The 18,954-nt window shown below is 70.3% G+C and carries 20 protein-coding genes; 12 read left to right on the forward strand and 8 right to left on the reverse strand.

The window, feature by feature from the left end; translation table 11 throughout:
- Positions 1-246: 246 nt before the first annotated feature.
- Together ACFY3V_RS39080 and ACFY3V_RS39085 are read right to left on the reverse strand one after the other, a co-directional pair.
- Positions 247-1,605, reverse strand: a complete 1,359-nt coding sequence (locus ACFY3V_RS39080; RefSeq protein WP_362907158.1) for a hypothetical protein — start codon at positions 1,603-1,605, stop codon at positions 247-249.
- A 316-nt stretch (positions 1,606-1,921) separates the two neighbouring features.
- Positions 1,922-3,124: an NADP-dependent malic enzyme gene (locus tag ACFY3V_RS39085; RefSeq protein ID WP_389780380.1), complete on the reverse strand. Its 1,203-nt coding sequence runs from the start codon at positions 3,122-3,124 to the stop codon at positions 1,922-1,924.
- 269 nt (positions 3,125-3,393) lie between these two features.
- Here ACFY3V_RS39085 and ACFY3V_RS39090 point away from each other — a divergent pair, with 269 nt between their 5' ends.
- On the forward strand, positions 3,394-3,924 hold the full coding sequence (locus ACFY3V_RS39090) for a CGNR zinc finger domain-containing protein (protein WP_389780382.1): 531 nt from the start codon (positions 3,394-3,396) through the stop codon (positions 3,922-3,924).
- A 2-nt stretch (positions 3,925-3,926) separates the two neighbouring features.
- On the opposite strand, the gene ACFY3V_RS39095 is transcribed toward ACFY3V_RS39090, so the two are convergent.
- Positions 3,927-4,229: a S24 family peptidase gene (locus ACFY3V_RS39095; protein ID WP_350949766.1), complete on the reverse strand. Its 303-nt coding sequence runs from the start codon at positions 4,227-4,229 to the stop codon at positions 3,927-3,929.
- 90 nt (positions 4,230-4,319) lie between these two features.
- Between ACFY3V_RS39095 and sodN the strand changes: the two genes are divergently transcribed.
- The 3 genes from sodN (at position 4,320) to ACFY3V_RS39110 (ending at position 6,281) form a co-directional block, all read left to right on the forward strand.
- Positions 4,320-4,721 (forward strand): superoxide dismutase, Ni, encoded by a 402-nt coding sequence (gene sodN / locus ACFY3V_RS39100; protein WP_362907153.1) that lies wholly within the window; start codon positions 4,320-4,322, stop codon positions 4,719-4,721.
- A gap of 337 nt (positions 4,722-5,058) precedes the next feature.
- Positions 5,059-5,484, forward strand: coding sequence for an anti-sigma factor (locus tag ACFY3V_RS39105; RefSeq protein ID WP_030924831.1), 426 nt, complete (start codon positions 5,059-5,061; stop codon positions 5,482-5,484).
- A 17-nt stretch (positions 5,485-5,501) separates the two neighbouring features.
- Entirely contained in the window at positions 5,502-6,281 is a 780-nt protein-coding gene (locus tag ACFY3V_RS39110; RefSeq protein WP_344893659.1) for an RNA polymerase sigma factor SigF, read from the forward strand.
- On the opposite strand, the gene ACFY3V_RS39115 is transcribed toward ACFY3V_RS39110, so the two are convergent.
- Positions 6,278-6,673 carry a hypothetical protein gene (locus ACFY3V_RS39115; RefSeq protein ID WP_362907151.1) on the reverse strand — a complete coding sequence of 132 codons (396 nt, stop codon included), beginning with the start codon at positions 6,671-6,673 and terminating at the stop codon, positions 6,278-6,280. The two genes, ACFY3V_RS39110 and ACFY3V_RS39115, sit on opposite strands and share 4 nt — an antisense overlap.
- Positions 6,674-6,818: 145 nt before the next feature.
- Here ACFY3V_RS39115 and ACFY3V_RS39120 point away from each other — a divergent pair, with 145 nt between their 5' ends.
- Together ACFY3V_RS39120 and ACFY3V_RS39125 are read left to right on the forward strand one after the other, a co-directional pair.
- Positions 6,819-7,778: a diacylglycerol kinase family protein gene (locus ACFY3V_RS39120; protein WP_362907149.1), complete on the forward strand. Its 960-nt coding sequence runs from the start codon at positions 6,819-6,821 to the stop codon at positions 7,776-7,778.
- A gap of 280 nt (positions 7,779-8,058) precedes the next feature.
- A complete protein-coding gene (locus ACFY3V_RS39125) occupies positions 8,059-8,313 on the forward strand; it encodes a WhiB family transcriptional regulator (RefSeq protein WP_350949771.1) in 255 nt (84 codons plus the stop codon).
- A gap of 133 nt (positions 8,314-8,446) precedes the next feature.
- On the opposite strand, the gene ACFY3V_RS39130 is transcribed toward ACFY3V_RS39125, so the two are convergent.
- Positions 8,447-9,910, reverse strand: coding sequence for a histidine kinase N-terminal domain-containing protein (locus tag ACFY3V_RS39130; protein WP_362907147.1), 1,464 nt, complete (start codon positions 9,908-9,910; stop codon positions 8,447-8,449).
- A gap of 59 nt (positions 9,911-9,969) precedes the next feature.
- On the opposite strand from ACFY3V_RS39130, the gene ACFY3V_RS39135 reads away from it, so the two are divergent.
- The 5 genes from ACFY3V_RS39135 (at position 9,970) to ACFY3V_RS39155 (ending at position 15,693) form a co-directional block, all read left to right on the forward strand.
- Positions 9,970-11,139 (forward strand): 8-amino-7-oxononanoate synthase, encoded by a 1,170-nt coding sequence (locus tag ACFY3V_RS39135; protein WP_389780387.1) that lies wholly within the window; start codon positions 9,970-9,972, stop codon positions 11,137-11,139.
- Positions 11,136-11,855: a GntR family transcriptional regulator gene (locus ACFY3V_RS39140; protein ID WP_350949774.1), complete on the forward strand. Its 720-nt coding sequence runs from the start codon at positions 11,136-11,138 to the stop codon at positions 11,853-11,855. The genes ACFY3V_RS39135 and ACFY3V_RS39140 overlap by 4 nt, the downstream gene beginning before the upstream one ends.
- A gap of 32 nt (positions 11,856-11,887) precedes the next feature.
- Complete coding sequence (bioD, locus tag ACFY3V_RS39145) at positions 11,888-12,610, forward strand: dethiobiotin synthase (RefSeq protein WP_350949775.1); 723 nt, start codon at positions 11,888-11,890, stop codon at positions 12,608-12,610.
- Positions 12,611-12,647: 37 nt separating this feature from the next.
- A complete protein-coding gene (gene bioB, locus ACFY3V_RS39150; RefSeq protein WP_350949776.1) occupies positions 12,648-13,643 on the forward strand; it encodes a biotin synthase BioB in 996 nt (331 codons plus the stop codon).
- Positions 13,644-14,040: 397 nt separating this feature from the next.
- A complete protein-coding gene (locus ACFY3V_RS39155) occupies positions 14,041-15,693 on the forward strand; it encodes an acetolactate synthase (RefSeq protein ID WP_389780390.1) in 1,653 nt (550 codons plus the stop codon).
- A 320-nt stretch (positions 15,694-16,013) separates the two neighbouring features.
- Here ACFY3V_RS39155 and ACFY3V_RS39160 read toward each other — a convergent pair whose 3' ends face one another.
- Together ACFY3V_RS39160 and ACFY3V_RS39165 are read right to left on the reverse strand one after the other, a co-directional pair.
- On the reverse strand, positions 16,014-17,714 hold the full coding sequence (locus ACFY3V_RS39160) for a serine/threonine protein kinase (protein ID WP_389780392.1): 1,701 nt from the start codon (positions 17,712-17,714) through the stop codon (positions 16,014-16,016).
- A 325-nt stretch (positions 17,715-18,039) separates the two neighbouring features.
- Positions 18,040-18,249 (reverse strand): hypothetical protein, encoded by a 210-nt coding sequence (locus ACFY3V_RS39165; RefSeq protein ID WP_362521376.1) that lies wholly within the window; start codon positions 18,247-18,249, stop codon positions 18,040-18,042.
- On the opposite strand from ACFY3V_RS39165, the gene ACFY3V_RS39170 reads away from it, so the two are divergent.
- Positions 18,248-18,646: a thioesterase gene (locus tag ACFY3V_RS39170; protein WP_350949780.1), complete on the forward strand. Its 399-nt coding sequence runs from the start codon at positions 18,248-18,250 to the stop codon at positions 18,644-18,646. The two genes, ACFY3V_RS39165 and ACFY3V_RS39170, sit on opposite strands and share 2 nt — an antisense overlap.
- Here ACFY3V_RS39170 and ACFY3V_RS39175 read toward each other — a convergent pair.
- Positions 18,636-18,848 carry a biotin/lipoyl-binding carrier protein gene (locus ACFY3V_RS39175; protein WP_350949781.1) on the reverse strand — a complete coding sequence of 71 codons (213 nt, stop codon included), beginning with the start codon at positions 18,846-18,848 and terminating at the stop codon, positions 18,636-18,638. The two genes, ACFY3V_RS39170 and ACFY3V_RS39175, sit on opposite strands and share 11 nt — an antisense overlap.
- Between the last annotated feature and the right edge of the window lie 106 nt (positions 18,849-18,954).

Below are 18,954 nucleotides of genomic sequence, written 5' to 3' on the forward strand. Positions count from 1 at the left end.
CAAACCTCAGACCCACAGCAACACCAGCTCCACCCAAAGCATCACCCGAGGGGGGTCCGGCACCAGCCGGACCCCCCTCGGCCATTCCCCCACCGAATCCGGTCTTCTCGCAGCGGGCTCCCCGAGCGTGCAGACGACAGCCGGCCGCTGAGAGAACGCCTCTCCCTCTTCACGAGAACCTCCTCACGAGGGCCGCGCCAACGGGACGGCGCTCAGTGAAGATCGAGCTCAGGGTGGAGATCAAGCTCAGGCGGAGTCGAGCTCCCTCACCCGCTCGTTCAGCTCCACCACCGACCGCTCGGCGGCGTAGGGCTCCAGCCTGCGCCGCAGGTCGGCGACGTACGACCGCGTCCTGGCCGACTCCAGGCCCTTCGCAAGCTCCAGAGCCTCCACCGCGACGGAACAGGCCTCCTCCAGCTCCCCCGAGGCGAGCAGTCCGGCCGAGAGCAGCGACAGGTTGAACATCCGCCCGCGTACATAGCGCCCGTCCATCTCCAGCGAGCGTCTCGCGTGCCCCACCGTGCCCGGCCCGTCGCCGAGGTCGCGGAAACAGTGCGCGATCTTCGCCGCCAGGTAGGCCTCGTCGAAGTAGGAGATCCAGTCGGGCTCGTGGCCGGCCCTGCGCCGGTCGAACGAGAGCTCGGCCTCGTGGAGGGAGCTCGCGCACGCCGCGCGGTCGTCCAGTGCCGCGTGCGCGTGGGCCTCCAGCACGTGCGTCTCGGCGAGCAGCGCGAAGATCCCCGCCCGCCGGGCCGAGAGCTGGGCCGCCCTGGCCAGGTCGAGCGCGTGGGCGGGCTGTCCTATGTATATGGCCTGGTGGCTCATCCCCGCGAGGATCTCGCCGCCGAGCCCGTGGTCGCCCGCCCCGCGCGCCAGGCGCAGCGCCTGGATCAGGTAGCGCTGGGCCAGGCCGTGCTGCTCCAGGTCGTAGGCCATCCATCCGGCCAGCCGGGTCAGCTCGGCGGCGGCCGAGGCCAGCGCCTTGCCGGTGTTCTCGGCGTACGAGCCGTCGGCGAGGAGCGGCGCGACCGACGTGTCCAGATATTTCACGACAGCGGGACGGACTCTTCCGCCGCCGAACCTGTTGTCCAGCTCACCAAAAGACCGGGTGACCTCCCGGATCGCCGCGATGTCGTCCATGCCGACGCGCCGGGTGCCCTGCCCCTCGGGGCGGCCCTCCAACGGAAGGGTGAGCCAGCGCACCGCCCCGGCGGACCCGGCCCCGATCGCGAAGGTGGAGTCGAGTAAGAACCTGCGTCTCTCCACGTCCCCGCGCCACAGTGCTGTCACGGTCGAGATTCCCTCCTGCCACGTGTGGTCGAACTCCTGCCCGAGGTCGAGCGGCGTCAGAACGGCCGACAGGCCGAGATCCTCGGGGCTCACGGCCCTGCCGAGCCGGAGCGCGAAGATCTCGGCGAGCAGTCCGGTGACCGGGTCCCTGGGCCGTTGGCCCGCGATCCAGCGCAGCACGGAACTGTGGTCGTACCTCAGACCGGACAGGCCACGAGCCGCGCCGAGATCGTTGAGCCGGCGGGCCAGCCCCTTGTGGGTGAAGCCCGCCTCGGCGATGAGCCTCTGGAGTAGTCGGTTGGGCTCGCGTTCCATAGCTCCCCTCACCGCGAGAACCGTCTGCGTGCCGACGACGCGCGCGATCCGGCCGTGCGCGCACCGGCCACCTGATGCACGCCTTACGTACATAGGTAACTGAGGGCTCTTTTTATAGCACGATCCGTGACGAACGTCGGGGTTTCCGGAAAGCACCGACGCCCCTCGCCGTTCGGGCGAGGGGCGTCGGTGATCACGCTGCCGGTGAGGTGTCCCTGGAGCCGGGCGGCCCCTCCGACGAGGTGCCCCCGGAGGCGAGCGACCTCTCCGATCCGGGAACCGTTCCGGGAACCGTCCGTGACCTGTGCGGTGTCTCCTAGAGGCGGGCGACCCCGTCGGCACGGGCCTGCGTGGCGACCGCGGCGATGACCGCCGGGGCCACGCGCTCGTCGAACGGGCTGGGAATCACGTAGTCGGCCGAGAGGTCGTCGTCCGCGACCACCCCGGCGAGCGCCTCGGCCGCGGCGACCTTCATGTTCTCGGTGATCGTGGTGGCGCGCACGTCGAGCGCCCCGCGGAAGACGCCGGGGAAGGCGAGCACGTTGTTGATCTGGTTGGGGAAGTCGGAGCGGCCGGTCGCGACCACCCGCGCGTACTTGCGCGCGATCTCCGGCCGCACCTCGGGAGTGGGGTTGGACAGCGCGAAGACGATCGACTCCGAGGCCATCGACGCGATCGCCTCCTCCGAGACCGTCGAGCCCGACAGCCCGACGAACACGTCGGCCCCCGCGAGCGCCTGCTCGGTGGAACCGCGCAGGCCCGCCCGGTTGCTGTCGCGCGCCAGGGCCTCCTTGATCGGGTTGAGCCCGTCGCGGCCCTCGTGGATGAGCCCCTTGGAGTCGGCGACCGCGATGTCGCCGATGCCGGCGTTGAGGAGGATCCTGCTCACCGCGATCCCGGAGGCGCCGGCGCCGGCGACCACGACCCGCAGGTCTCCCAGCGAGCGGCCGGTCAGCCGTGCGGCGTTCTTCAGCGCGGCCAGCGCGACGATCGCGGTACCGTGCTGGTCGTCGTGGAAGACGGGGATGTCGAGGATCTCGCGCAGCCGCGCCTCGACCTCGAAGCAGCGGGGCGCGCTGATGTCCTCGAGGTTGATCCCGCCGAAGGAGGGGGCGAGCCGGACGATCGTCTCGACCAGCGCGTCCACATCGGTGCAGTCGAGGCAGATGGGCACCGCGTCGACGTTCGCGAACTGCTTGAACAGCAGCGCCTTGCCCTCCATCACCGGCATGGCGGCGGCGGGCCCGATGTCTCCGAGACCGAGCACCGCGGTGCCGTCGGAGACCACGGCGACCACGTTGGAGATCCAGGTGTAGTCCTTGGCCAGCTCGGGCTCGTCGGCGATCGCGCTGCAGACCCTGGCCACACCCGGCGTGTAGGCGAGTGCCAGGTCGTCGGCGTCGCGGACCGGGACGGTGGAGCGGACCTCCAGCTTGCCGCCGCGGTGCAGGGCGAAGGCCGGATCCAGATCGAGGGCATCGAGAGATTCGAGAGAGACGGAGGATGGCGTGACGGCCACAGCGACCCCTGTAGTTCATGTCAGACAGACGGATGTTTCCTTCGGAGGCGGCCGGAGGAGCCGTCCCGGGCTTCGGTAGCCGCTCGGGGCCTGCTCACTGGGCACGGTCGCCAGGAGGGGTACGGGGGTCACCCGTTGCTCGATTGTGCCACATGTTGAGACTGCCTCCGCTGGAGGAAGTCCACTCACTTTCGCCGTCCGGGTGTTAGCCTCACCACATCGTGTAATACTCGAAATCCATGCCGCCTCTTACATCGACGGATCCCCAGATGGACCTCACCTCCTACGCGGAGCTGGCCGTACTACTGATCAACAGCCCCGACCGGCTCACCGGCCTCGAAGGGCTGCGTCTGCTTCTGGAAGAGGGCGGCCGCTACCGGCCAGGCTGCCGGATCACCAGGAGTGACCTGGAGGCCCTGCGCGACCTGCGCGAGGAGTTGATGATCGTGTTCGAGACCGCGGAGGCCGGCGACGAGGAGGCGGTGGTCGACCGGCTCAACTCGCTGCTCATCCACCACCCGGTCCAGCCGCAGATCTCCGGTCACGACGGCGAGCGCTGGCACATGCACCTCACCGAGGGAGGCCGGATGGCCGACCAGTACGCGGTGGGCGCGGTGATGGGACTCGCCACCATGATCACCGACCTCGGCGTCGACCGGCTCGGCCTCTGCCAGGCGCCGCCCTGCCGCAGGGCCTATCTCGACACCTCCTCCAACCGGTCGCGCCGCTACTGCTCCGAGCGGTGCGCCAGCCGGGCCAACGTCGCCGCCTACCGTGCCCGCCAGAAGGTCGTCAGGTAGAGCTACCCGGCCCGCCAGAGACCCGGCCAGTAGCGCAGCACCACCCGGCCGACGATCGCGGACGCGGGCAGCGCCCCGAAGTCCCAGCTGTCACGCCGCCCCGGCGCGCGCTGGTTGTCGCTCTCCAGCCACCAACCGCCGTCCGCCTCCCACGCGGCGCGCTTGACGATGAGCACGGCGGGGTCGGACGGCAGCCGGGCGACGACCAGGTCACCGGGCCGCACGACCGCGCCGCGCCGCACCCAGAGCCAGTCTCCCGGCCGCAACGCGGGCAACATCGACTCGCCCGCGACACGGACTCTCATCGAGCGTAACCCCCTCCCACGCGGGCATTCGGAGACGAGTAAGGTCGTTAACCGGACCATTCTGAACCTGGCATCAAGGAAGGATTTCCGATGTTCGCACGACTTATGCGCCCCAAGCACATCGCCTCCGCGCACTGCGACCTGCCCTGCGGTGTGTACGACCCGGCCCAGGCCCGCATCGAGGCCGAATCCGTCAAGGCCATCATGGAGAAGTACGCGGCGAACGAGGACCCGGTCTTCCGCTCCCGCGCGCTCACCATCAAGGAGGAGCGGGCCGAGCTGGTCAAGCACCACCTGTGGGTGCTGTGGACCGACTACTTCAAGCCCCCGCACCTGGAGACCTACCCGCAGCTGCACCAGCTGTTCTGGGAGGCCACCAAGCTCGCGGGCGCGGCCGGCGGCAAGGGCACGGTCGACGTCGCCAAGGCCGACGAGCTCCTCGGCAAGATCGACGACATCTCCAAGATCTTCTGGGAGACCAAGGCCGCTTAAAACCCTCACAACGATGTCGTGAGAGGGCACCGGTGGTCCGGATCGAGGAAACGTCCCCGGGACGCCCCTTGATCCGGATCGGGGCCCGCGAGGAGGGCCGCCGTCACGGCGTCCGGGTCGCAACGCCGGTCGTCCAGCAGGCCGAACACCGGCGCGTCGGCGCCGTGCGGTCACCGCCCAGGACCGTGATGCGCCGGAGCCGTCATTAAAAACAGTGCCCTTTTTGCGTATCTTCATGGGCTCTTGACGGTGGCAAATCGCCCCGATCGCGAGTCCAAGCGGGCCAACCACCGTCTCAGGGCTGTAGGTTGCAGTCAGCGACTCTGCGAGGAGGAACGTGACCGAACACACCGAGGCGCCCGCGGTCGGCATGGGCGGGATCCGTGACGTGGTGAGCGTCCGGCTGCCGGCGACGAGCGCCTATCTGTCCGTGCTGCGTACGGCGACAGCCGCACTCGCCGTACGGCTGGACTTCACGCTGGACGAGATCGAGGATCTTCGGATCGCGGTCGACGAGGCGTGTGCGATGCTGCTGACCCAGGCTGTTCCCGGCACAGATCTGACCGCCGAGTTCGAGCTCACCGGGCAGCTGATGAAAGTGCGGGTCGAGGTCAGCACAGTGGGGAGCACACCTCCGAAGCGCGACGACTTCGCGTGGATGGTGCTCACCGCCCTGGCTGACGATGTGGATGCCGTAACCGACTCCCCCGACCGTATGGCGATCGTCCTCCGCAAGCGCCGAGGCGCGGCGAGGCCGGCGTGACGGAAAGGACTCGTGCCATGGCCGCCAGCGACCACGCGGTGCCCGACCGGGTGCGTGCGCGCCTGCTCTTCGCGGAACTGGTGGAGTTGACCTCCGACGACCCGCGGCGTCAGCGCATTCGCGACGAGCTCGTCGAGCTCCACCTTCCCCTCGTCGAATACCTCGCCCGCCGGTTCCGCAACCGGGGTGAGTGGCTGGACGACCTCACCCAGGTCGCGACCATCGGGCTGATCAAGTCGATCGACCGCTTCGATCTCGGCCGCGGGGTGGAGTTCTCCACCTACGCGACCCCGACGATCGTGGGCGAGATCAAACGCCACTTCCGTGACAAGGGCTGGGCGGTCCGCGTGCCGCGCCGCCTGCAGGAGCTCAAGCTCTCGCTCACCAAGGCGATCAGCGAGCTCTCCCAGCGGGAGGGGCGCGCGCCGACCGTGGCCGAGCTGGCCGCGTTCCTGAAGATGAGCGAGGAGGAGGTGCTCGAAGGGCTGGAGTCGGCCAACGCCTACTCCACGGTCTCCCTCGACGCGCCCGACTCCGGCGACGACGACGCGCCGGCGGTGGCCGACTCCCTCGGGATCGTGGACGACTCCCTGGAGGGCGTCGAATACCGCGAGTCGCTCAAGCCCCTGCTGGAGCGGCTGCCTCCGCGTGAGAAGCGGATCCTGCTGCTGCGTTTCTTCGGCAACATGACGCAGTCGCAGATCGCCACCGAGCTCGGCATCTCCCAGATGCACGTGTCCCGGTTGCTCGCCAGGACCCTCGCCCAGCTCCGGGAGGGCCTCACCGTCGACGACTAGCGAGAAGGCTGGTCGTGGTCTCCGTAGAGGGCGTGTGTCGTCGGCGGGGACAGCAGCGTGACCAGTCCGATCACCGCGAGGACGATCAGCGAGACGCCGATCACCCGCTGGTCGGACTGGATCATCGTGACCGAGACCGGGATGGCGAAGATCTGCGTCAGCACCCCCGGGCTCCGCGACCATCGCTCCGAGTGGAGCATTCCCCAGCCGACCCAGAGCAGGGCCGCGCCGATGATGATCCCGAACGCGGCGACGGCGATCGAGGTCATCACGTCGGACGGCCGGCCGATCACCGTCTCCACTCCGGCGTAGCCGCCGAGGAGCAGGACGGTCGCGCCTTCCAGTGCCATGACGGCGGCGGCGACGGTGAGGGTCATCGGGCGGTTCGACACGGGGCAACCCTATCGCCGGGTATGGCCGCCCGGCTCTTCCCCCACCCCGGCCCCGTTCCCCGTCCCCCGCACCGTTCCCCGTCCCCGCGCATCCGCCTTCTCCTTCCGCCGCCTCAGCCCGGTTTCCGGCGGATACGCTGAGGTCATGCGCGCGATGCTCCTGGTGAATCCGAAGGCGACGACGACCAACCAGCGAACCAGGGACGTTCTCATCAGAGCGCTGAGCGCGACGATGAACCTCACCGTCGAGGAGACGGCCTACCGGGGGCACGCGATGCGGCTCTCCCGCAAGGCGCACGCCTCCGGCTACGACGCGGTGGCCGTGCTGGGCGGTGACGGCACCATCAACGAGGCGGTGAACGGGCTGCTCGACCCGGTGGACGGCAAGGCCGGCGACGAGGGCAGCTCGATCGACAGGCCCGCGCTGCTCGCGATCCCCGGTGGCAGCGCGAACGTCTTCGCGAGGGCCCTGGGCCTGCCGAACGACCCGGTCGAGGCGATGGGGGCGATCCTGGAGGCGATCCGCGACGGCCGGAGGCGGACCGTCGGGCTCGGTCAGGCGATCTGGGGCGACCACAGTAGATATTTCACGTTCTGTAGTGGCCTGGGGTACGACGCCGAGGTGATCAGGGCGGTCGAGGGGATGCGGGGCACCGGCCGCAAGGCGACACCCACCCGCTATGTGAACACCGCGTTACACCACTATCTGTCGACCGACAAACGTCACCCGCCGATGACCGTCGAGGGCCCCGAGGTGCCGCGGACCGGCGGCATCTTCATGGCCGTCGTCTCCAACACCTCCCCGTGGTCCTACATCGGCCCCCGGCCGGTCTCCCCGACCCCGTGGGCGAGCTTCGAGACCGGGCTCGACCTCCTGGGCCTGCAGCGTCTCGGCCTGCCCTTCATGCTCCAGCTGATGCCCCAGATCCTCGGTGAGCGCGACACGCTGCCGACGGGTCGCCACCTGGTGCAGCTCCACGACGAGAAGGAGTTCACCCTGAGCGCCGGGCGCCCCGTGGCGTTCCAGCTGGACGGCGACTACCTGGGAGAGGTCGAACGAATAACGTTCCGTTCTATCCCCGACGCGTTACAGGTCTTGGTCTAATCGGTTACGTGCGAGCCTGTGTGACGCATCCGACATCCATTTCAGGCAAAACGTTCCCCCAAACCTCTTGCGTGTACTAAGCGTGGCTGACAATCTCAAGATGACGTCGGAACGTAGGACCTTTGAGCGACCACCTCGCTCCCAGGCCACCGGCGATCAAGTGAACAGTCCCCCGACCCGGACCACGGGCCGGGGATCCGTTCGCGCTGATTAGTGAAACTCTTCACAAAGTGAGCCGCCGGAGCCGACGCAAGGGCTCCTCTTACGAAGGAGTGGACGCATGGACTGGCGCCACCGAGCCGCCTGCCGTGACGTGGACCCCGAGCTGTTCTTCCCGATCGGCAACACCGGCCCCGCCCTGATGCAGATCGAGGAAGCCAAGCAGGTCTGCGGTACGTGCAGCATCAGCGAAGCATGCCTGAAGTGGGCCCTGGAATCCGGGCAGGACGCCGGTGTCTGGGGCGGCCTGAGCGAGGACGAGCGACGCGCGCTCAAGCGCCGCACGGCTCGTGCCCGCGCCCGCGCGAGCGTCTGACCCTCCGCGCCCCCCTTCCGTCTCCCCCGGCCGGGCGACGAGCACGTCCCCGGCCCGGTGAGCCCTCTTTCCCCCCGGGCGACAAGCACGTCCCCTCGCGAGAACGCGACCCGACGCGCTCCCCCTCCCCCGCTCAGACCGCGGGGAGGGGGATGCTCAGGCTCACCTCGGTCCCGCCGCCCTGGCGTGGCTCGATGGCGAGACGCCCGGACAGCTCACCCACCACCAGGGTACGGACGATCTGCAGGCCGAGACTGGTGGCCTGGTCGAGATCGAAGTCCTCCGGCAGCCCGCTGCCGTCGTCGGACACGATCACATCCAGCCGCTCGGCACCGCGTGACACGATCACTTGGAGCTTGCCCTGACGCTGCGCCAGCCCGTGCTGAACCGCGTTCTGCAGCAGTTCGGTGAGGACCATCGCGAGCGGCGTCGCGATCTCCGAGCGCAACACCCCGAACGTCCCGACGCGGGACGGCACCACCTGCGCCTCAGGCGCCGCGACCTCCCCCGTCATCGCGATCACCCGGTCGGCGATGTCGTCGAAGTCGACCTGCTCCTCGGGCGTGTGCGAGAGCGTCTCGTGCACGATCGCGATCGACCCGACCCTGCGCACCGCCTCCTCCAGCGCCTCCCTGCCCTCCGGCAGCTGCATCCGCCTGGCCTGGAGCCGCAACAGCGCGGCCACGGTCTGCAGGTTGTTCTTCACCCGGTGGTGGATCTCCTTGATGGTGGCGTCCTTGGTCATCAGCTCCCGCTCGCGGCGCCGCAGCTCGGTCACGTCCCTGATGAGCACCAGCGCGCCGATCCTCCCGCCGCCGACGACCAGCGGGATCGCCCGCAGCTGCACCACCGTGCCGCCCGACTCCACCTCCGTCTCCTTGGGCTCCCGCCCGCTCGCGACGAGCATCAGGTTCTCGTTGATGGGCTCGTCGGAGTAGCAGAGCGTCGCGGTCGTACGGCCCAGCTCCGCGCCGACCAGATCGGCGTTGAGGCCCAGCCGCCGGTAGGCCGACAGCGCGTTCGGCGAGGCGTACGTGACACGGCCCGCCCGGTCGAGCCTGAGCAGCCCGTCGCCCACCCTCGGCGAGCGGACCAGGATCGGCTCGGCGCCGGAGAACGGGAAACGGCCCTCGGCCACCATCTGGGCCAGGTCGGAGGCGCTCTGCAGGTAGGTCAGCTCCAATCGGGAGGGGGTGCGCGCGGAGGAGAGGTTCGTCGAGCGCTGGATGACGCCCAGGAAGTGGTCGGCCCTCCGCACCGGAATGGTCTCCTCACGGACCGGCACCCCGCTCGACCAGTCGGGATCGCCCTCGCGGCAGATGCGCCGCTCGTTCCAGGCGGTCTCCAGGAGCGGCCTCTCCCCCTTGGCCGCCGTCATGCCCACGATGTCGTCGTGGTAGACCGTCGGCCCCGTGGTGGGCCTCATCTGCGCGATCGCGATCCAGCCCGTGCCCTCCTTCAGGGGGATCCACAAGATCAGGTCCGCGAAGGAAAGGTCGGCGAGGAGCTGCCAGTCGGACACCAGCGAGTGCATCCACTCAAGGTCCGCATCGTCGAGCGCGGTGTGACGAACCGCCAGGTCGCTTAGAGTCGGCACCCGTGCATCATGCGTTCTTTGCAGGCCCGAACGCGAATCGGGTGAGTCCGGCTGGAAAGATGCCGCCTATGGAGCAGACCCCCGACCCGCTGGCCCGGTTCCGCACGGCGGCGGCCACGAGGGAGGCGGCGGGGCTGCGGCGGGTCCTGCGCGCCCGCACACCCGACGACGACGGCCTGATCGACCTGGCCTCCAACGACTACCTCGGCCTGGCCAGGGACGAGCGGTTGGTCGAGGCGGCCGTGGAGGCCACCCGCGCCTGGGGCACGGGTTCCACGGGCTCCCGCCTGGTCACGGGCTCCACGGCCCTGCACGCGCGCCTGGAGGCGCGTCTGCGCGCCTTCACCGACGCGCGGGGCGCCCTGGTGTTCTCCTCCGGCTACCTGGCCAACCTGGCCGCCGTCGCGGCCCTGGGCAGGGACGCCCTGGTGGTCTCCGAGGCGGGCAACCACGCCTCCATCGTGGACGCCTGCCGGCTGTCGCGCTCACGGGTGGTGGTCGCTCCGCACCGGGACACGGTGGCGGTGGAGAAGGCACTCGCCGACCGGGACGAGGAGCACGCGATCGTGGTCACCGACGCGATCTTCTCCGTGGACGGCGACCTGGCGCCGCTTGAGGAACTGCACGCGGCGACGGTGCGCCAGGGCGCGCTGCTGATCGTCGACGAGGCGCACTCGATCGGGGTCGTCGGCGCTCGTGGGCAGGGCGCGGTGCACGCCGCGGGGCTCGCGGCCGAACCGGGTGTTGTGAGAACGATCACACTGTCGAAGTCCCTGGGATCGCAGGGCGGAGCCGTGCTCGGCGCGCCCGAGGTGATCCAGACCCTCGTGGACACGGGACGCTCGTTCATCTTCGACACCGGGCTCGCGCCGGGCAGTGTGGCGGCGGCACTCGCCGCCGTCGATATCCTTCACCATCAGCCCGAACTGCCGGGACTTGTCCGGACCAGGGCGAGGGAGCTGGCCGCGATGGCCCGCGATCTCGGCCTGGAGACCGGCGATCCGGCGGGCGCGGTCGTCCCCATCGTGCTCGGCCCGCCCGAGACCGCGCTTCGGGCCGCCCTCGTCTGCGCGGAACACGGGGTGCGCGCCGGATGCTTCCGGCCGCCTTCGGTGCCGGTCGGCCGCTCTTGCCTGCGGTTGACGGCACGGGCCAATCTGAGTTCCGATGATCTAGCGGTGATCCGGGGTGCACTCACCGCCGTGGCCGAGATGAAGGTGACCATGTGAGCGACGACTCCCCGCGGATCCCGAAATACTACGACGTCAAGCGCAGCCTGCTCAGCCTCACCAAGAGCCTGCCCGCGGGCAGCGCCCTGCCACCGGAACGGGCCCTCGCGGTCCGCTTCGAGACGTCGCGCACGACCGTGCGCCAGGCCCTGTCCGAGCTCGTGGTCGAGGGCCGCCTGGTGCGCATCCAGGGCAAGGGGACGTTCGTCGCACAACCCAAGGTCGCCCAGGTCCTCCAGCTCACCTCCTACACCGGGGACCTGCGGACCGTCGGCCTCGAACCCGACACCAAGATCCTCGACATCAGCTACGTCACCGCCGACGAGGCGCTCGCCCGCCGCCTGGCGATCAACGCCGGCGGCCGCGTGCTGCGCCTGCACCGGCTGCGCCTGGCCAACGGCGAGCCGATGTCGATCGACACCACTCATCTGTCGGCCCGGCGCTTTCCCCGCCTCAGGCGGGAGCTGGAGATGCACTCCTCGCTGTACGAGACGCTGTACAACGCGTACAACGTGCGGCTGACCGACGCCGAGGAGATCATAGAGACCGTGCTCGCCACCCCGTACGACGCGCAGGTGCTCAGTGTGGACGTCGGCCTGCCGATGCTCCTGCTCACCCGGCACGCCTTCGACGCGGACGGCAACCCGGTCGAGTGGGCCCAGTCGCTGTACCGGGGAGACCGCTACAAGTTCATCACCCGCCTGCGCCGCCCCTGAGGCACACCCGAGCCGCGCCTAAGGTGAGACGGGTGAGCATTCTCGTGGTCACCGGGACCGACACCGGGGTGGGAAAGACGGTCGTCACCGCGGCGGTGGCCTCGCTCGCCAGGGAGCGGGGCTCCTCGGTCGCGGTGGTGAAGCCCGCGCAGACCGGGGTGTCCGGCGCCGACCCCGGCGACATGGACGACGTCATCCGGCTGTCCGGAGTGGGGACGACCTTCGAGCTGGCCAGGTATCCCGCCGCGCTCTCCCCCGCGGCGGCGGCCCGCCTGTCCGGCCTGCCGCCGGTCTCCGTCGCGCGGGCCGCGGCCCGGATCGAGGAGCTGGCCTCCTCGCACCGGCTGGTGATCGTCGAGGGGGCGGGCGGGCTGCTCGTTCGCTTCGACGAGGAGGGGGCGACCCTCGCCGACCTCGCCCGCGCGCTCTCGGCACCGGTCCTCCTGGTGGTCAGGGCCGGGCTCGGCACCCTCAACCACACCGCGCTGACGCTGGAGGCGATGGCCCACCGGGGGCTGGAGCCCGCCGGGGTGGTGATCGGCTCCTGGCCGGCCGAGCCCGGCCTCGCCGAGCGGAGCAACGTGGCGGACCTGGAGATGCTGGCCGCCCGGCCGCTGGCGGGCGCCCTCCCCGAGCGAGCCGGGCTGCTGGAGCGCGACGCCTTCGCCCGCGCGGCCCGCGCGGGGCTGGGCCCCACGCTGGGTGGGGGCTTCGACCCCGCTTCCTTCCGGGCCACCCTTAGGCTTTCCCCGTAGCCGTAGCCGCGGCCCATCTCCCCGCTGGAGGTATCAGATGAGCGACATCCTCGAGATCGCCCGGACGCAGGTGCTTGAGGAGGGCCGCGGGCTCGACGCGGCGCAGGCGCTCCGTTGCCTGGAGCTTCCCGACGACCGTCTCGACGAGTTGCTCGCCCTCGCCCACGAGGTGCGGATGAAGTGGTGCGGCCCGGAGGTGGAGGTCGAGGGCATCGTCTCCCTCAAGACCGGCGGCTGCCCGGAGGACTGCCACTTCTGCTCGCAGTCCGGGCAGTTCTCCTCCCCGGTCCGCGCCGTCTGGCTCGACATCCCCTCGCTGGTCGAGGCCGCCAGGGAGACCGCGGCGACCGGTGCCACCGAGTTCTGCATCGTGGCCGCCGTACGGGGTCCCGACCGGCGCCTGATGGACCAGGTCCGCGAGGGGGTGAAGGCGATCCGCGAGGCGGTCGACATCAACGTGGCGTGCTCGCTCGGCATGCTCACCCAGGAGCAGGTCGACGAGCTGGCCGAGATGGGCGTGCACCGCTACAACCACAACCTGGAGACCGCGAGGTCGCACTTCGAGAAGGTCGTCACCACCCACACCTGGGAGGAGCGCTGGGACACCTGCCTGATGGTGCGCGAGGCCGGGATGGAACTGTGCTGCGGCGGCATCGTCGGCATGGGCGAGACCCGGGAGCAGCGGGCCGAGTTCGCCGGCCAGCTCGGCGAGCTGGCGCCCGACGAGGTCCCGCTGAACTTCCTCAACCCGCGCCCCGGCACCCCCTTCGAGTCCTTCCCGCTGCTGGAGGGGCCGGAGGCGCTCAGGACGATCGCCACCTTCAGGCTCGCGCTGCCCCGCACGATCCTGCGCTACGCGGGCGGCCGCGAGCTGACCCTGGGCGACCTGGGCACCCGTGAGGGCATGCTCGGCGGCATCAACGCGATCATCGTCGGCAACTACCTGACCACCCTCGGCCGTACGGCCGAGGCGGATCTGGGCCTGCTGGTGGACCTCAAGATGCCCATCAAGGCGCTCTCCGACACCCTCTGAGACCCCCTCGAAGCCTCGCGCGGGCTCGCGGAGATCACCCTCACCCTGTTCGGGAACATCTCGGAGCCTCGCGGGCTCGCGGAGACGCGGAGGTCCCCGCGAGCCGGATCTCACCCGGCCCCTGCCGGACTCCCACCGATCCTCGCCCCGCCCCCCGGGGGGGCCGCACTCCGCCTGTACCGGCCCCCGCCGATCTCCGTCCCGCCCCGGCGGGTCCGCGCTCCGGCCCGTACCGGACCCCCGTCGACCCCGTACGGCCCGTAGGGCGCCCGCCACCAGGCGTTGGGCGGTTCGATTCCCGACAGACGCGATATGTGCCGGCCGCATTAGGCGATGGGATCGGGGCAGGGAGAACAATCCCTGTCCGGCTAAGTGACTGACTGGTAGGTTGCGCGATATGGAGTCTCCCAAGCACGCAGGTGACATAGCGGTCGCCGTCTCCAAGGCATACGGCATCGAGACCATGTTCACCCTGTCCGGCGGGCATATCTTCCCGCTTTACGACGGTGCGGTCCACGAGGGCATGCCCATCCTGGATGTCCGCCACGAGCAGAGTGCCGTCTTCGCCGCGGAGGCGACCGCACGGCTGACGCGCAAACCCGGGCTGGCCGTGCTCACCGCGGGCCCCGGCATCACCAACGGCGTCAGCGGGGTGGCCACCGCGCACTTCAACGGCTCCCCCGTCGTGGTGATGGGAGGCCGTGCCCCGCAGTCGCGCTGGGGGTCGGGCGCATTGCAGGAGATCGACCACCCGCCGCTGTTCGCCCCCATCACCAAGCTGGCCTTCACCGGCTCCGGCGCCGACTCCATCGCCCAGGACGTGGAGATGGCCTTCCGTACGGCCCTCGCCCCGCACCGCGGCCCCGTCTTCCTCGACTTCCACATGGATCACCTCTTCTCGGCCGCGCCCCCGCTCGAGGAGGCCCCCGAGACGCTGACCCCGTCCCCGCTGGAGCCCGACCCCGACGCGCTCGCCTCGATCGCCCAGCTGATCGCCGAGGCCCGGCACCCGGTGCTGGTGCTCGGCTCCGACGTGTGGATGGACCGCGCCGAGGAGGTCGCGAGGAGCTTCGTCGAGGAGTACCGCCTGCCGGTCGTCCCCAACGGCCAGGGCCGCGGCATCCTGCCCGCCGGTCACGAGCTGCTGGTCACCCGGGCGAGGGGAATGGCGTTCTCGCAGGCCGACCTGGTGATCGTGGCGGGTGCCCCGATCGACTTCCGCCTCGGCTACGGCTGGTTCGGCGGCAAGGACGGCGCCCCGCTCGCCAAGGTCGTGCACCTGGCCGACGCGCCATCACAGCTGACCACGCACATGGATCCCGTCGCCGTCGCCGCCGGCGACCTCTCGCTGCTCTTCTGGAGCCTCGGCTCGGCCTGCGCCAACGCGGGCGTCTCTCCCAAGACCTACGCGCCCTGGGTCGCGCAGCTGTCCGAGGCCGCCTCGGCCGCCATCGCCGCCGACGTCGACCTGCTGGAGTCCGCGTCCGACCCGATCCACCCGATGCGCATCTACGGGGAGCTGGGCAAGGTCCTCGCCGACGACGCCGTGGTGATCGGCGACGGCGGCGACTTCGTCTCGTACGCGGGCAAGTACGTCGAGCCGCGCCAGCCGGGCAACTGGCTCGACCCGGGCCCGTACGGCTGCCTGGGCACGGGCCTGGGCTACGCCATCGCCGCCAGGATCGCCCGTCCCTCCTCGCAGGTGGTGCTGCTGCTCGGCGACGGCGCGGCCGGCTTCTCGCTGATGGACGTCGACACGCTCGTGCGGCACCGCCTGCCCGTCGTGATGATCTGCGGCAACAACGGCATGTGGGGCCTGGAGAAGCACCCCATGCAGATGCTCTACGGCTACGACGTGGCCGCCGAGTTGCAGCCGCAGTGCCGCTACGACCAGGTGGTGACCGCCCTCGGCGGCGGTGGCGAGCTCGTCACCGACCCGTCGGAGATCGGCCCGGCCCTGCGCCGCGCGTTCGACTCCGGTATCCCCTACATGGTCAACATCGCCACCGACCCCTCGGTGGCCTACCCCCGGCAGACCACGGGCATCTGAAGGAGCGCCACCGGGCTCGCGCACGCAGGACCGAAGAGGTCTTCTCCGGTGCGCGAGCCCGTCGGCACACCACCCGAAATCGAGGCTCGCCCGTCGTCGCGCGAAGCCGGTGCGCCGACACACGCCCCTGCCGTCCGCAGACCAACGGCAAGAACGCTTCGCTGGACGAACGGGCCTTACCTACGGCCCTACGCCGGCAACGACGAGCGCACAGCGGCTCTGAAGGAGTTTCCGCCCGCCTGCGACCACCGTCGATGACGCCCCGCACTCGGAGGCCGACCGCCGATCACCCGCGTCGACAACCCCGCGGGTCGATACGGCTAGGGCTTGCCCGTCGCCGTCGGGGTGGGCGTCGGCGGACAGTGCACGGGGGCGATGATGACCTCCACCGGCTTGGACGGGTCCCACATCGTGTCCGCGGCCGGGAGGGACTCGACCACCTCGGTGCAGTGCTCGGGTTTGACGTCGGCGCTGTAGGTGCGCTTCACCTTGAAACCCGCCTGCTTGAGCGCCGCCTCCGCCGCCTCCGGCTTCATGCCGACGGTGCCGGGGACCCTCTTCTTCGGCAGCGGTGTCGGGCTCGGGGTCGGTGTGGGGGTGGGAGTCGGTTTCGGCGGCTTCGTGACCGTCGGGGTGGGCGTCGGCGGCTCGTCCTCCTCGGCGGGCTTCGGGGTGGGGGTGCGTCTGGTCGGCCGCGTCACCGTCGGGGTGGGCGTGAGCGTCCTGCGGGTGTGTTTCACCGTGGGCGGCTTCGTCTCGTCGACGGTGGGTGTGGCCACCGGCGGCTCCACGGAACTCGCTGTCTCCCTGGAGGCCGCCATCCCGTTGATCGCCACCGCGACGAGACCCGCGCACATCACGGCCGCGACCGCCGCCGACGCGACCAGCACACTCTTGCTCCTCGGCTTCTGCGTGCCGCGGCGTCCGCGCCCCTGCGCGACCGCCTCGGATCCCACCGTCGGCGAGGTGGAGGGCTGCGCGCCTCCCTGCCAGCCACCGGTCGGAGGCTGGGCGCCCTGCCAGTTTCCCGCCGGGTTCTGGGCTCCCTGCCAGCCCGTCTGCGGAACGGCCGATCCCTGCCCCTGCCAGCCGGTCTGTTCCTGCGGGCCGCCCTGGGGGGCCTGCGTCTGCCAGCCGGTCTCCGGCGGCCCCGCCTGCCGCGCGGACGCCGACAGCGTGTCGCCGCCCTCCGTGCCGAAGGCGGCCTGCCTGGCGGCGGCGCTCATCGCCGCGGCACTGGGGAAGCGCCGGGCCGGATCCTTGGCGAGGGAGCGCTCCACAAGTGCCCTCGCCGCGGGCGGAACGTCCGGCGGCAGCGGCGGCGGCGTCTCGCGGATGTGCTTGAGCGCGATCGTGACGGGCGTGTCGCCGTCGAACGGGCGCTGCCCGGCCAGGCACTCGTACGCCACCACGCCCAGCGCGTAGATGTCGACGGCCGGTGTCACGGGCGCGCCCTCGGCCTGCTCGGGCGCGCAGTAGGCGGCGGTGCCGAGCACCATGCCCGCGTCCGTCAGCCGGCTGGCGGAGTCGGATCTGGCGATGCCGAAGTCGGTGAGCACGAGGGTGCCGTCCGACCGCACCAGCAGGTTGCCCGGCTTGATGTCCCGGTGGACGATGCCCTGGTCGTGGACCGCCTGCAGCGCCGAGGCAGCCTGGGCGATGAGATCCATCGCGGCCCCCGGGGCGATGCGCCGCAGCCGCCCGAGCAGGCGGTCGAGCGGCTCGCCGTCGACGAACTTCATCACCAGGTATGCCGTCGCCCCCGCGCCGGGCACCTCGTGAACCCCGTAGTCGTACACGTCGACGACCCCGGGGTGGTTGATCGTCGCCATCGCCCTGGCCTCGCCCTGGAAGCGAACCAGGAAGCCCGGGTCGTCGGTACGGCCTGGAAGCAGCACCTTCACGGCGACGGTGCGAGCCAGGACGATGTCCTCGCCCTTCCACACCTCGCCCATACCGCCGGCCCCAATGCGGGTGCTTAGGCGATACCGCCCCGCCAGCGTCGTGCCCTGGGCCACCATGGCTCCCCCGTAACCCTCTTCACTCCTACCTCAGAGCTCTCCAACAAAGCGGATCCGCGTCGCGGCACCATCACGGCGCTGTAACGAAACCCTGCATGCCGCATGGCTCACAAACGAGATGCGTGCCGTAGCATCGCACAAAACCCAGCACTTTTAGGCGTACTTATCCACCTTGCAGGCTCTTGCGCCCAAAGCCGCCCGAAAATCACAGAGGAAACAATCAACGCGGGCGCCACGGCGTCACCCCAAGACATCCGGGACGAACTCCGCAAAATCCTACAAGGCTCGGCAAAGAACGTGTGAGTCGGGGTGAAAGCGGGCGGCGTCAGCCGCTCGTGGTGCCGTGTTCGGCGCAGCGCGCGGACCAGCCGCCGGGGGTCACCTGCACCACCATCCGGCGGCGGCAGCGAGAACAGTAGCGGGGTGGCTCCATCGCGCGGGCCGACAGACACGCGGCGTGGTCTGCCTCACCCTCCGGGCGCCCGCAGTGGTCGCAGTACGAGGTCACGAGACCAGACCCTATGCTGACGCGCATGACGCTCGCTCCCGGTCTGCAGGCACGGCTGCTCATCATGGTGGAAACAGAGGACACCGCGACGAAGGTCGGCAGCGGTGACGTCCCCGTGCTCGCCACCCCCCGCCTGCTCGCCCTCGCCGAGCGGGCCACCGTCCAGGCGGTCGCGGGTGCCCTGACTCCGGGCCAGACCTCCGTCGGCACCCGCGTCTTTCTGGAGCACCTGGAGGCCAGCCCGGTCGGCACGCATGTCGAGATCGCCGTCGAGCTCACCGAGGTCGACGGGCGCCGCCTGGTCTTCGGCTTCACCGCCCGCGACCGGACATCCGTCGTCGCCTCGGGAACGATCGAGCGCGTGGTCGTCGACCGTGAGCGCTTCCTCGCCCGGCTCGCCCGCGACGGTGGGACTACTCGATAACGGCGATCAGGTCGCCCTCCTGGATGACGTCGCCCTCGGCGACCTTCAGCTGGGAGATCACGCCGGCGTCCTCCGTGAGGACCGGGATCTCCATCTTCATCGACTCAAGGATGACCAGGGTGTCGCCGTCCTCGACGGGGTCACCCTCGGACACCAGGACCTTCCAGACACTCGCCACCATCTCAGCGCGGATCTCGACCACCGGAAACTCCCATCGTTCAACGTCTCTCAACTGTGTCAGAAAAAGCTGATCACGCCCGCCTAGGAGGGCACCAGTCCCGAGTCGTAGTTTCCGCCGACGAACTCCT

The organism is Streptosporangium sp. NPDC000095 (genome assembly GCF_042899335.1).
Taxonomy (GTDB): domain Bacteria; phylum Actinomycetota; class Actinomycetes; order Streptosporangiales; family Streptosporangiaceae; genus Streptosporangium.

What these genes read in the sequence shown, in the direction of transcription:
- sodN (WP_362907153.1), top strand. Translation starts at nt 4,320, where the DNA reads ATGTTCGCACGACTTATGCGCCCCAAGCACATCGCCTCCGCGCACTGC.
- bioB (WP_350949776.1), top strand. Translation starts at nt 12,648, where the DNA reads ATGAGCGACATCCTCGAGATCGCCCGGACGCAGGTGCTTGAGGAGGGC.
- ACFY3V_RS39110 (WP_344893659.1), top strand. Translation starts at nt 5,502, where the DNA reads ATGGCCGCCAGCGACCACGCGGTGCCCGACCGGGTGCGTGCGCGCCTG.
- ACFY3V_RS39095 (WP_350949766.1), bottom strand. Translation starts at nt 4,229, where the DNA reads ATGAGAGTCCGTGTCGCGGGCGAGTCGATGTTGCCCGCGTTGCGGCCG.
- ACFY3V_RS39160 (WP_389780392.1), bottom strand. Translation starts at nt 17,714, where the DNA reads ATGGTGGCCCAGGGCACGACGCTGGCGGGGCGGTATCGCCTAAGCACC.
- ACFY3V_RS39080 (WP_362907158.1), bottom strand. Translation starts at nt 1,605, where the DNA reads ATGGAACGCGAGCCCAACCGACTACTCCAGAGGCTCATCGCCGAGGCG.
- ACFY3V_RS39155 (WP_389780390.1), top strand. Translation starts at nt 14,041, where the DNA reads ATGGAGTCTCCCAAGCACGCAGGTGACATAGCGGTCGCCGTCTCCAAG.
- ACFY3V_RS39125 (WP_350949771.1), top strand. Translation starts at nt 8,059, where the DNA reads ATGGACTGGCGCCACCGAGCCGCCTGCCGTGACGTGGACCCCGAGCTG.
- ACFY3V_RS39165 (WP_362521376.1), bottom strand. Translation starts at nt 18,249, where the DNA reads ATGCGCGTCAGCATAGGGTCTGGTCTCGTGACCTCGTACTGCGACCAC.
- ACFY3V_RS39135 (WP_389780387.1), top strand. Translation starts at nt 9,970, where the DNA reads ATGCCGCCTATGGAGCAGACCCCCGACCCGCTGGCCCGGTTCCGCACG.
- ACFY3V_RS39120 (WP_362907149.1), top strand. Translation starts at nt 6,819, where the DNA reads ATGCGCGCGATGCTCCTGGTGAATCCGAAGGCGACGACGACCAACCAG.
- ACFY3V_RS39170 (WP_350949780.1), top strand. Translation starts at nt 18,248, where the DNA reads ATGACGCTCGCTCCCGGTCTGCAGGCACGGCTGCTCATCATGGTGGAA.
- ACFY3V_RS39090 (WP_389780382.1), top strand. Translation starts at nt 3,394, where the DNA reads ATGGACCTCACCTCCTACGCGGAGCTGGCCGTACTACTGATCAACAGC.